The organism is Janthinobacterium sp. TB1-E2 (genome assembly GCF_036885605.1).
GTDB classification, from domain to species: Bacteria; Pseudomonadota; Gammaproteobacteria; order Burkholderiales; family Burkholderiaceae_D; genus Janthinobacterium; species Janthinobacterium aestuarii.
Genome location: NZ_CP142523.1, coordinates 5,108,795 through 5,121,117, shown reverse-complemented (window position 1 = coordinate 5,121,117; position 12,323 = coordinate 5,108,795). Strand labels below are relative to the sequence as shown.

The 12,323-nt window shown below is 61.1% G+C and carries 10 protein-coding genes; 6 read left to right on the top strand and 4 right to left on the bottom strand.

Annotated elements, in window-relative coordinates:
* Position 1: 1 nt before the first annotated feature.
* Positions 2–601: a 2-hydroxychromene-2-carboxylate isomerase gene (locus OPV09_RS23020; RefSeq protein WP_338679470.1), complete on the bottom strand. Its 600-nt coding sequence runs from the start codon at positions 599–601 to the stop codon at positions 2–4.
* 183 nt (positions 602–784) lie between these two features.
* Complete coding sequence (locus OPV09_RS23015) at positions 785–2,983, bottom strand: OsmC domain/YcaO domain-containing protein (protein WP_338679469.1); 2,199 nt, start codon at positions 2,981–2,983, stop codon at positions 785–787.
* A 163-nt stretch (positions 2,984–3,146) separates the two neighbouring features.
* Here OPV09_RS23015 and OPV09_RS23010 point away from each other — a divergent pair, with 163 nt between their 5' ends.
* Complete coding sequence (locus OPV09_RS23010; RefSeq protein WP_338679468.1) at positions 3,147–3,680, top strand: hypothetical protein; 534 nt, start codon at positions 3,147–3,149, stop codon at positions 3,678–3,680.
* A 114-nt stretch (positions 3,681–3,794) separates the two neighbouring features.
* Entirely contained in the window at positions 3,795–4,184 is a 390-nt protein-coding gene (locus OPV09_RS23005) for a GNAT family N-acetyltransferase (protein ID WP_338679467.1), read from the top strand.
* A gap of 73 nt (positions 4,185–4,257) precedes the next feature.
* Here the strand turns inward: OPV09_RS23005 and OPV09_RS23000 are convergent, their stop codons facing one another.
* Together OPV09_RS23000 and OPV09_RS22995 are read right to left on the bottom strand one after the other, a co-directional pair.
* Positions 4,258–6,660, bottom strand: coding sequence for a TonB-dependent receptor plug domain-containing protein (locus OPV09_RS23000; protein ID WP_034750737.1), 2,403 nt, complete (start codon positions 6,658–6,660; stop codon positions 4,258–4,260).
* Between the two features lie 165 nt (positions 6,661–6,825).
* Entirely contained in the window at positions 6,826–7,611 is a 786-nt protein-coding gene (locus OPV09_RS22995; protein WP_338679466.1) for a PhzF family phenazine biosynthesis protein, read from the bottom strand.
* 144 nt (positions 7,612–7,755) lie between these two features.
* On the opposite strand from OPV09_RS22995, the gene OPV09_RS22990 reads away from it, so the two are divergent.
* From OPV09_RS22990 to OPV09_RS22975, 4 genes are all read left to right on the top strand, one after another.
* Positions 7,756–8,121, top strand: coding sequence for a toxin-antitoxin system TumE family protein (locus tag OPV09_RS22990; protein WP_338679465.1), 366 nt, complete (start codon positions 7,756–7,758; stop codon positions 8,119–8,121).
* Positions 8,118–8,468 (top strand): transcriptional regulator, encoded by a 351-nt coding sequence (locus OPV09_RS22985; RefSeq protein ID WP_034750728.1) that lies wholly within the window; start codon positions 8,118–8,120, stop codon positions 8,466–8,468. Before OPV09_RS22990 ends, OPV09_RS22985 begins: the two co-directional genes overlap by 4 nt.
* Before the next feature lie 174 nt (positions 8,469–8,642).
* Positions 8,643–11,786 (top strand): error-prone DNA polymerase, encoded by a 3,144-nt coding sequence (locus tag OPV09_RS22980; RefSeq protein WP_338679464.1) that lies wholly within the window; start codon positions 8,643–8,645, stop codon positions 11,784–11,786.
* Positions 11,787–11,825: 39 nt separating this feature from the next.
* On the top strand, positions 11,826–12,299 hold the full coding sequence (locus tag OPV09_RS22975) for a GNAT family N-acetyltransferase (protein ID WP_235194203.1): 474 nt from the start codon (positions 11,826–11,828) through the stop codon (positions 12,297–12,299).
* Positions 12,300–12,323: the final 24 nt, after the last annotated feature.

The following is a 12,323-nucleotide window of genomic DNA, read 5'->3' as shown; positions in this document are numbered from 1 at the left end:
TTTAACGGCGGCTGGCTGCTGCATGCAGCAGTGCATCCTCGAGCCGGTCATTGCCCCAGAATAATTCTCCAGCGTTGATGAAGCTGGGGGCGCCGAACAGGTTCAGCGCTTGTGCCTGCTCGGTCTGGCGGCGCAGCCGCAGCTTGTTATCTTGTGTCAAAGCCAGCGCCAGGACGGCGCGTGCATCGAGACCCAGTTCCTCCAAGGCTTCGCTGACGGCCTCGATGTTGTCGATATCACGGTCCGCGGCAAAATTCATCGTCATCATGCGGCGCGCGAATGGCGCAATCCAGCCCTGGTCCGCGCCGATCAAGGCCACACGCATGGGCAAGAGGGCCGTGCGGGGAAAGGAACTCGGCTGCTGCCATGGCAACGCGTACTTTTCGCACTGGCGCGCCATGTCGCGCCACGTGTAGTCGCCCTTGAGTTTTTGCAAGATGAAGGGCGATGTCTGCCAGCCCAGCGCCTTGAAGACGACGCCCAGCAGGAAGGGTTTCCAGATCACATGCACCTTCTTTTCACGCGCCAGCGCTTCGATGCGCATGGCGCTCAGGTAGCTGTAGTTGCTGCCGAAATCGAACCAGAATTCCAGTGTGGCCATGGCATCGCTTCCAGGTGGTGATGCTAAGTAGGGCGTAATAAATTATTGTCATTTCTGACTTCCATAACCGGCGCTCTGCGGTGTTGCCCGCTGCTAGCAGTGCTTGCACTGCGTCGCAGCGGGCGCCTTGCAGAGCCTCCGGTTCTGTTCGTCATAACTTCACAATAATTTCCCACGACCTACTTAGCGAGCCGCCGCCTTGGCGCGCGCCGCATGCAGCTTCTTGAAGCTGTCGATCAGGCGCTGGTGCCTGTCGAGGCCTTCCAGCTGCATGCTGGTCGGGGTCAGGCCGAAGAAGCGCACGCTGCCTTCCACCGAGCCCAGCACTGCATCCATCCGTTCGTTGCCAAACATGCGGCGGAAATTGACGACGTAGTCGTCCAGTTCCAGTTCGTCATCGAGCTCCACTTCCAGCACCACGTTCAAGGCTTGATAGAACAGTTTGCGCTCGAGCGTGTTGTCGTTGTACTGCAGGAAGGTTTCCACCAGCTCCTTCGCCTCCTCGAACTGCTGCAGGGCGAGATGGATCAGCAGCTTCAATTCCAGGGTCGTCAGCTGGCCCCAGACCGTGTTTTCGTCAAATTCGATGCCGATCAGGGTGGCGATGTCGCCGTACTCGTCGAGCTCGCTGTTTTCCAGGCGGTCGAGCAAGTCTTCCAGGCCGGCATCGTCCAGCTTATGCAGGTTCAGGATATCGGCGCGGAACAGCAGCGCCTTGTTGGTGTTGTCCCAGATCAGATCTTCGACCGGATACACCTCGGAATAACCGGGCACGAGGATGCGGCAGGCCGTGGCGCCCAGCTGGTCGTATTCGGCCGTGTACACTTCCTTGCCCATGCCGGCGAGGATGCCGAACAGCGTCGCCGCTTCCTCGGCATTCGAATTTTCGCCGTGGCCGGAAAAATCCCACTCGACGAAATCGTAATCGGCCTTGGCGCTGAAGAAGCGCCACGAGACGATGCCGCTCGAATCGATGAAGTGTTCGACGAAGTTGTTCGGCTCGGTGACGGCTTCGCTGGCAAACGTCGGCTGCGGCAAGTCGTTGAGGCCTTCAAAGCTGCGGCCCTGCAGCAATTCCGTCAGGCTGCGCTCGAGCGCCACTTCCAGGCTCGGGTGCGCGCCGAACGAGGCGAACACGCCGCCCGTGCGCGGGTTCATCAGGGTGACGCACATCACCGGGTACACGCCGCCCAGCGACGCATCCTTGACCAGCACGGGGAAACCTTGCTCTTCCAGGCCGGCGATGCCGGCCACGATGCCCGGGTATTTCGCCAGCACTTCCTGCGGCACGTCGGGCAGGGCGATTTCGCCTTCGAGGATTTCGCGCTTGACGGCACGTTCAAAAATTTCCGACAGACATTGCACCTGCGCTTCGACCAGCGTATTGCCGGCGCTCATGCCATTGCTGACGTACAGGTTTTCGATCAGGTTCGAGGGGAAATACACGACTTCGCCATCCGAGTGACGCACATACGGCAGCGAGCAGATGCCGCGCTCGGCATTGCCGGAGTTGGTGTCGATCAGGTGCGAGCCGCGCAGCTCGCCATCGGGGTTGTAGATATCCAGGCAATATTCGTCGAGAATTTCCTTCGGCAACGCATCCTTGCGGCCCGGCTTGAACCAGCGCTCGTTCGGGTAGTGGACGAATGGCGCGTTGGCGATGTCCTCGCCCCAGAACGAGCCGGCGTAGAAATGGTTGTTGCTGAGTCGCTCGATATATTCGCCCAGGGCCGACGCCAGCGCGCTTTCCTTGGTCGCGCCCTTGCCGTTGGTGAAACACATGGGCGAATGCGCATCGCGGATATGCAGCGACCAGACATTCGGGATGATGTTGCGCCACGAGGCGATTTCAATCTTGATGCCCAGGCCCGCCAGCAGGCCCGACATATTGGCGATGGTCTGTTCCAGCGGTAAATCCTTGCCGACGATATAGGTGCTCGCGCCAGGGGCCGGATTCAGGGCCAGCAAGGCCTGGGCGTCGGCGTCCAGGTTCTCCACTTCTTCAATCACGAACTCGGGGCCTGTTTGCACCACTTTTTTCACGGTGCAACGGTCGATCGAGCGCAAGATGCCCTGGCGGTCCTTGGCCGAGATATCGGCCGGCAGCTCGACCTGGATCTTGAAAATCTGCTGGTAACGGTTTTCCGGATCAACAATATTGTTTTGCGACAGGCGGATGTTTTCGGTGGAAATATTGCGCGTATCGCAATACAACTTCACGAAGTAGGCCGCGCACAGTGCCGATGATGCCAAAAAGTAATCGAACGGGCCAGGCGCCGAGCCATCGCCCTTGTAGCGGATGGGCTGGTCGGCGATGACCGTAAAATCGTCGAACTTGGCTTCGAGACGCAGCTTGTCGAGAAAGTTGACTTTAATTTCCATGAGGTAATCCAATACAGTGCTTATGAGTTAGGCGCTATTATCCGTGCTTTCTGCCGCAGGGCAAACATTGTTCACTGCGGCTGTGCTGGCCGGGCACCGTCGGGGCAATGAGGCAGGCTGATAAATATGCGAGGCGACCGAACTGAACATGCGAATAACACTGATGCGTCACGGCGAGCCGCAACTCGCCAAGGGCGGCTGGATAGCGCCCATGCAAATGGGACAGTGGATTGATCTCTACAATCAATCGCTGATCAAGGAGGGCGACATTCCTCTGGAGTGCCCCGTGGCCGCGCTTTCCGCGTCGACCATCGTGGCCAGCACGGCGCCTAGGGCGTGCTCATCGGCCAGGGCACTGGGCGACTTGCCATTCACGCAAGAGGCGATTTTCACTGAAGCGGAGCTTCCCTTTGCGCTCTGGAAAGCGCCCTGGCTGCCGCCTCAAGCCTGGGCAGTGATTTTCCGCCTGCTGTGGCTTTGCGGTTATGCGCGCGGCTCGGACTCGCTGACGCTCACCCGGCAGCGTGCCAGGGCCGCCGCCGAGCGGCTTGTTGCGCTTGCCGCCAAGGGGCCTGTGCTGCTGGTCGGACATGGCATCATGAATCGTTTGATCGGCAAGGAACTGCAGGCATTGGGTTGGCTTGCCCGCAACAGGCAAGGCAGCCGCTACTGGAGCATGGGCGTCTACGAGTTGTGAAACTGGCGGGGCGTGGATCGATACAATAGATGGTGATGTGATCGAAACGCTTGGACCTTCCCATTGCGAAGGTCAGCGTCATCCATAAAGAAGGCCGTGCCGATGCAAATTTCCATGAATGATGTGATCACCGAGCAAGAAGTGATAGCCCTCTACAAGGCTAACCACTGGTCGTCCGCGGAAAAGCCCAAAGAGCTGATGGCCGCGCTGCGTAATTCCCACAGCCTGGTGACGGCCCGTGCCGATGGCAAACTGATTGGCATCGGCAATGCCATTTCCGATGGCCATCTGGTTGTTTACTTTCCGCATATGCTCGTCGATCCGATGGCGCAGGGCCAGGGCGTCGGCAGAAAGATGATGGCGGCCATGCTGGAAAAATATGCGGGATTTCACCAGCAAATACTGACGGCGGACGGCAAGGCCATCGCGTTCTACGAATCCGTGGGATTTGTTCGTGCCGGGAAAACAGAGCCCATGTGGATCTATGCGGGCGATGAGCATTGAATGGTGATGCCGACATAAAAACAGCGGCTGCCCATGCTGGCGCAGCCGCTATTTTTTTAGGCGGACACGGTGGTCAGAACTTCACCCACAGCCGACCGAAATACGAAGCGCCGTTCAGGCCGAATTGCACGCTGTCGTATTTGAAGCCGTTATCCGTCTCGTCCGCGTTTTGCGTGGTGGGCTTGACGTTGAAGATGTTGTTGCCGCCGAAAGTCAGCTTGGTGTTCTTGCTGATGCTGTAGGTAAAGCTCAGGTCGGCCGAGGTCTTGGCCTTGTAGCGGGCGTTCGGTACGCCTTCGGCCGTGCCGCTGAAGGTGCCCAGGGTTTGCGGGCCAAAATAGATGATGCGCAGATCCGATTCCAGCTTGCCCGTGATGTAGTCGAAGCCCAGCGTGGCTTTCGCGCGCGGGCCGCCCTGTTCGATGAACAGGCGTTCGCGCTCGGACAGCAAGACATCTTCGAAGCCCGTCAGCGAGGCGGGCGTCTTGACTTTCGTCACTTCCGTCTTGCTCAAGTTCAAGGCCACGAAGGTGTTCAGGCGGTTGCCGGCCAGTTCGCCCTTGTGCGAGGCCGTCAGGTCCAGGCCGCGCGTGCGCGTGTCGATGGAGTTGACGAAGAATTGCGCCTCGCCCACGCCCAACAGGGCCAGGCGCGCGGCCAGGTCAGGGTAGTTGTCGGCATTGAAGCGGCCCGACAGCACGATGCGGTCCTTGATCTTGATGTTGTACAGGTCGGCCGTGACGGAGATGGCTTGCGTCGGCGTCCAGGTGGTGCCCAAGGTAAAGCTGGTGGATTTTTCCTCTTTCAACTTGGGAATGCCGGCCGCGTTGGCGACGGTGCCGCCGTTCGGCGCCAGCACCACGTCGGTGGGCACGCCGCCGATGAAGTCGGTGAAGGTGGACGAGAAATACACTTGCTGCAACGATGGCGCGCGGAAACCCGTGCTGGCGGAACCGCGCAGCAGCACGTTCGGCGCCAGCTTGTAGCTGCCGGCCAGCTTGCCCGTCACGGTGGAGCCGAAGTCGCTGAATTTTTCATAGCGCAAGGCTGCCTGGGTTTTCAGGCGTTCCGTCCATTCCAGTTCCACGTCGCCATACGCGGCGATGCTGTGGCGCTTGGCCTTCGTGGCGTCGCCGGGCTGGAAGCCGGGGAAGCCCTGGCTGCCCGCATTGCCGCCCACACCCACGCCGTCGGCGTCGTTGTAGGAGCCTGGTTCGCCGGCCATGATCTTGTATTCCTCGCTGCGGTACTCGGCGCCGAAGGCCACGTTCATGCCGCGCATCACCGTGTCATAGTAACGGCTGAAATCGGCGTTGCTGGTCAGCTGCTGGAACGAGAAGCCGCCCGCGTCGTAGTGGCTGGCGCTGATGCCCTTGCCGCCGTTCATCAAGTCGAGGTTGGCGATCGAGGCATTCAGCGTATTGCTGATGTCGTAGCGCATCTTGTTGTAGCCATAGGTTTGCGAAAAGTCCGCATGCCATTCGCCGATCTGGCTGCGGTGGCCGATGGTGGCGTACTGGTCGTCGATCTTGCCGTTAATGAAAGGCACGAAACCGTCCGGGTACATGGCGGCCGAATTGCGCGACGGGATGTCGTCGCTGCCGATGCCGCCCCGGCCAAACGCGGCGCTCGAGGCGTCGCGCGTCTGTGCGCCGGCCGTGAAGTACAGCTTGCCCGTGCCGCTGGTGGCGTAGTCGCCATTCACATACAGGGTTTTGTTCTTGGATTTGGTGTCGCCGATGATGCGCATGCTGTCGGAATCGGCGCGGTTCGAGCGGCCCCGGTCCAGGTATTCGCCCGTGATGGCCAGGGTGCCCTTGTCGCCCAGCGCGATGCCGCAGTAGGCAGAGGTCATGTAATTCTTGCCGTCGCCTTCCGAATACTGGCTGTAGCCGGCCACCGCTTCGCAGCCCAGGCTTTTCTTCAATTCGATGTCGATCACGCCGGCAATGGCGTCCGAGCCGTACTGGGCGGCGGCGCCGTCGCGCAGCACTTGCACGTTCTTGATCGCCAACAAGGGAATCGCATTCATGTCCGTGCCCGTGTTGCCGCGGTTGCGCGCGCCAAACAGGTTGACGAGGGCCGTCGTGTGGCGCCGCTTGCCGTTGACCAGCACCAAGGTCTGGTCGGAACCGAGGCCGCGCAGGGCGGCTGAATCGATCAGGTCGGCCCCGTCGGCGCCCGTCTGGCGCGTGGAATTGAACGAGGGCGAGATGTATTGCAGCGATTGCGCCAGGTCGAATTGGCCGCCTTGCTCGGCCACCTTGGAAATCGGAATGATATCGACCGGCACCATCGTATCGGTGGAAGAGCTGGCGACCCTGCGCGAGCCGACCACGCTGACCGTTTGTACGGGGCCTTCTGTGGCCGCAGGGTCGTTGCTCTGCGCCATGGCGGCGGGACTGAAGGCGGCCAGGGCGGCGCTGCCGTACAGGCTGATGAGGACTGCTTTACGCAAAGTGGTGAGGGTCGGCACGCAGTATCTCCAAGTGGTATTGTGACTTGATTCTAGTGCCATCATTTCATCATTCACCAGCGATACTTTGTTTTGTTATTACAAATTTGTAGTAACTGTTGTTTCCTGGTTGATTATCTTTTCGCCGCTGTCCGGCTTGCCTCGTACTGGTGCGGCATGCCCCGTTCAGGTGCTGCGTTGCACCATGCCGCCCACCCAGATTGCCTGCGCGCTGTATTGCACCTCGATCAAACATGGCTGCTGCGTCACGTGGCCCTGATGCAGGCGCAGCGACTGCTGCAAATGGGCTGACAGCGCGCCTGCCGCCACGCCCGTGGCGCTGTCTTCCAGCGCCGGGTCGAGGTGGTTGAAGTTGCGCCCTTCGTACTCGTGCTCGCCCGTGCGGCAATACGCATAGCAGCCGTTGACCTGATGCAAGGCGCTCCAGTCGGCGATCAGTTCCAGGTTCGGCCGCAGCGCGCGCAGGGTGGTAAGGTCGGCCACTTCCAGCAGCAATTTCGGGCTGCCGACGGAGGCGATCACGGGCGGCGACAGCAAGTGCATGTGCTGGCCCATCAGTTCCGACGGCACATATTTCTCCACCATGACGGCAGGCGCCGGTTGCGGTGTCAGGCCGATGAATATACCTTCCGCGCGGCGCACCAGCTGCAAAGCTTGCCCGCGCATGGCCGTGGTCACCGTCAAGGCTGCCGGTGCGCCAGGCGCCGTCAGCAGCACATGCGCGGCCGCGAGGGTGGCATGCAGGCACAGGGGACTGCGCGTGTGCGGATAAAAATAGTCGAGCACGACGCCTCCGTCCGCTTGCCGGTCGAGGAAGACGCAGGCGCTGACCTGGCGTTCGCGGGCGAATTGCTGGCGTGCCGTTTCGCTGTTGTCGTCATTTTCCACGACCAGCGCCGCATTGCCGCCACCGGGTGCGGCGCCGAAACATTTTAAGAAGTGGACGATCATGGTGGGCGAGGCATAAGGTAAAACACGAGCATAAACGAAAATATGCGCAACGCCTCTTGCAATCCTGCCAGCCTGTAGCGACAAGGCTCTGCTTATTGACGCCTTCGTGGAAGTTGCATATCAACTGATGATATACTTTGCCGCATGTGGATCGATCCTGCCATTTATACATTGCTGGACCTTGATGGTTCCATACTCGACCAGGATGGCGGTTATTGGATCAAGATAGAAGCCAGACGGACAAAGGTATCGGATGAGATCCCCCACGGCATACGCTACTCGCTGACGTTGCACGAACCGTATGGCAAACGCATCCTCGGTTACGACAATGCCCATATGGTGAAGCCGCCAAAGAAATTCAAATATGCGGGACGTATCGTGACTTTTGACCATAAACATCGGCATCCGTCAGATCAGGGAGTGCCATACGAATTCAAGGACGCACAGCATCTGATCAATGACTTCTTTGCTGACGTGGACCGCATTTTGCTGGAGGTAAAAAAGCAATGAAACCGATTTTTATTGGCATCATGCCGCAAGAGAAAATCCGCGAACGCGTGCTCGCCATCGCTCGCGGTACCTATAAACCGAAGCCGAACGAACCCAAAGTCTGGTTCACTTCCATCAAATCGCTGGCGGAAGTCCTGAGCGACGAAAACCGGGCGTTGCTGCACGTGATTCTGGAAACGCAACCGGAATCCATCTCGGCCTTGGCTGAGACAACGGGCCGTAAACCGAGCAATCTGTCGCGGACACTGAAAACCATGTCCAACTACGGCATCGTGGAATTGAAACGGGAGCGCAATCAAGTTCGTCCCATCGCCACCGCAACGGAGTTTCGTATTGTCGCGCATTGACTTTTCAGGCTCTCAGCTTTTGACTTTCTAAATCAACAGCTGTTGCGCTTCCCTGCCACCTCTCCCTTCCGTTCGCTATGGCTTCTTCATGCAGTGCTGGCCCCTGCTTAAACCGGCCCCTTGCTTCCAGATGAGTATAGTATACTGTGTTTATATACAGTATTGAGGTAGATCATGTGGGGCGCCGTCTTACCCGAGTATGCTGAGCTGTACTGCTTGAGCAATTTCAGCTTCCTGCATGGAGCCTCGCATGCGGAAGAGCTGGTGGCGCGCGCCGTCCAGCTCGGGTACAAGGGGCTGGCCATCACCGACGAGTGCTCGCTGGCGGGTGTCGTGCGTGCCCATGCGACGGCCAAGCGGGCCGGTTTTCCGCTGATTATCGGCGCGCATTTTCATTTGACGCAGGCCGACGGCAGTCCGGCCCTGTCCTTGCTGGCGCTGGTGCGGGACATCGACGGTTATGGCAATTTGTCGGAACTGATTACCATGGCGCGCACGCGGGCGGCCAAGGGGCGCTATTTGCTGACGCCCGACGATTTTGCGGCGCCTTCGGCCGAGTTTGCGCATTTGCAGGGGCTGCCCGGCTGTCTGATGATCTTGCTGCCCAGCTATCCGGCCCAGCCGGAAACCGTGCGCGCACAGGGGGCGTGGATGGCGGCCACCTTTGGCGGCGAGCGCAGCTGGATCGGCCTGAACCTGCTGCAGCGGGCGCAGGATGACGCGCACCGCAGCGCCGTGCAAGAGGCGGCGCAGGCGCAGGGTTTGCCCGTGGTGGCCGTCGGCCACGTGTGCATGCACGTGCGTTCGCGCAAGCCCCTGCTCGACACTTTGTGCGCGATTCGCGTGGGCAAGCCCGTGGGCGAATGCGGCTATGCGCTGGCGCAAAACGCGGAGCAGCATTTGCGCGCGCGCCTGCGGCTGGCCAATGTGTATCCGCCGCAAGCGCTGGCGGAAACCTTGCGCATCGCCAAGATGTGCGAATTTTCCCTCGACAGCCTGCACTATGACTATCCCGACGAACTGGTGCCGGGCGGCCACACGCCGGCGACCTATCTGCGCGAGGAAACATATGCGGGCGCGCGTCTCCGCTTTCCGTTGGGCATTCCGGCCAACGTGCAGGAACAGATCGAGCAGGAGCTGGATCTGATCGCCGAGCTGTCGTATGAAGCGTACTTTTTGACCGTGTACGATATCGTGCGCTTTGCCCGCTCGCAAAACATCCTGTGCCAGGGCAGGGGCTCGGCCGCCAATTCGGCCGTCTGCTATTGCCTGCACATCACGGAAGTGGACCCGGCACGCGGCAATTCGCTGGTCGGGCGCTTCATGTCGCGCGAGCGCAACGAGCCGCCCGACATCGACGTCGACTTCGAGCACCAGCGGCGCGAAGAGGTGATTCAATATATCTACGGAAAATATGGGCGCGAGCGGGCCGCGCTGGCCGCCGTGGTGATCAGCTACCGTCCGAAAAGCGCCTTGCGCGACAGCGGCCGGGCGCTGGGGATCGACCTGGCCATCGTGGAAAAAGTGGCCAAGGCGCACCGCTGGTTCGACGGCAAGCGCGATCTGTTGGAGCGCCTGGCCGAATGCGGGCTCGACCCGGAAGCGGCATTGTCGCAGCAGTGGGCCGGCCTGGCGCAGCAGCTGCTGGGCTTTCCCCGCCATCTGTCGCAGCATCCGGGCGGCTTCGTCATTGCGCATGGAAAATTGTCGCGCCTGGTGCCGATTGAAAACGCCACCATGGCCGAGCGCAGCGTCATCGAGTGGGACAAGAACGACCTCGAGGAGCTGGGCTTGATGAAGGTCGACGTGCTGGCGCTGGGCATGCTGTCGGCCCTGCGCCGCGCTTTGGAACTGGTCGGTGCGCGGCGCGGCGAGGAATTCCGCCTGCAGGATATTCCCCGCGAAGACCCGGCCACCTACGACATGATGTGCGAGGCCGACACCATCGGTGTGTTCCAGATCGAGTCGCGCGCGCAGATGAGCATGCTGCCCCGGCTGCGGCCCCGTGAATTCTACGACCTCGTCATCGAAGTGGCGCTCGTGCGCCCCGGCCCCATCCAGGGTGGCATGGTGCATCCGTATCTGCAGCGCCGCCAGCAGAAGGAACTGGTCGAGTATCCGAAAGGCCTGGAAAAGGCGCTGGGACGCACTCTGGGCATTCCCATTTTCCAGGAACAGGTGATGCAGGTGGCCATCATCGCCGCCGATTTCACGCCCGGCGAAGCGGACCAGTTGCGGCGCGCCATGGCGGCCTGGAAACGCAAGGGTGGCATGAACAATTACCATGACCGCATCGTCAATGCCATGGTGGACAATGGCTATGAGAAAAAGTTTGCCGAGGCCATCTTCAGCCAGATCGAGGGCTTTGGCGAATACGGCTTTCCCGAGTCGCACGCGGCCAGTTTCGCCCTGTTGACGTACGCCAGTTCCTGGCTGAAATGCCACGAACCGGCCGCCTTCCTGTGCGCCTTGCTCAACAGCCAGCCCATGGGCTTTTACAGTCCCTCGCAACTGGTGCAGGATGGTCGCCGGCATGGCGTGCAGGTGCTGCCCGTCGACGTGGCCATCAGCGCCTGGGAAGCGACGTTGGAAGAGACTGTGGAAGGGGCCGCGCCCGCCGTGCGCCTGGGCTTGAACAGCCTGTTCGGCATGCGTGCCGAGGCCGCCCGGCATATCGAGGATGCGCGCGCCATTGCCGCTTTTGTCGACGTGGCCGACCTGGCCCTGCGTGGCGGCCTGGACCGTCATGATTTGCAGGTGCTGGCCGCCGGCAACGCCCTGCACGCGCTGGCCGGGCACCGGCGCGAAGCGCTGTGGCAGGCGGCCGGCGCCGTGCCCGACAGGGATTTGCTGCGCGCCACGACGCAAGAGGAAGGCTTGCCCATGCTGGCCGCGCCGACGGAAGGCGAGAGCATCGTCAGCGACTACCGCGCGCAAGGCCTGACCCTGGGCCGTCACCCGCTGGCGCTGCTGCGCAGGCAATTGCTGGAACAGCGTTTCATGCCGGCGTCCACGCTGATGACGTACACGAGCGGGCAAGTGGCGCGCGCCTGCGGCATCGTCACCGTGCGCCAGCGGCCGGGCACGGCCAAGGGCGTGATCTTCATGACCCTGGAAGACGAGACGGGCACCGTCAACGTCATCGTCTGGCCCGACCTGGTGGAAAGCCAGCGGCGCGAAGTGCTGAGTGCGCCACTGCTGGGCGTGTACGGCGTGTGGCAGCGCGAGGGCATCGTGCGCAACCTGGTGGCCAAGCGCCTGGTCGACATGTCGCATCTGCTGGGACGCTTGCGCACCAGCAGCCGGGATTTCTGTTGAGAGTTGCAGGCGGGGAGGAGGGCATGGCATTATTTAAGAATGACAACATTACCCGAACCGACACTGCGTCCCGCCCTCGTCGCCGACGCGCCCGCCATCGTTGCCCTGATCGACGACCTGATGCCCTTTTTGACCCTGCATCCGGATGGCGCGGGGGCGGAAAAATTCATCGAACACTGCCGCCAGCCAGCCATTGAAGGCTATCTGTCACAGTCGCGCTACGCGTATCAGCTCGCGCATATCGGCGGCGAGCTGGCCGGCGTCGTGGCCATGCGCGACAACACGCATCTGTTCCACATGTTCGTGCCGCGCGCCCTGCACCGGCGCGGCATGGCGCGCCGCCTGTGGCAGGCAGCCCGCGATGCGTCGCTGGCCAGGGGCGATGTGACGGCCTTTACCGTCAACTCCTCGCTGTATGCCTTGCCCCTGTACACGAGCCTGGGCTTTGTCGCCACGGGGCCGAAGGTGGAAGAGGGCGGCATCGCCTTCGTGCCGATGCGCATGGAATTGTAAAAATCACCCCAACGACAAGGACTG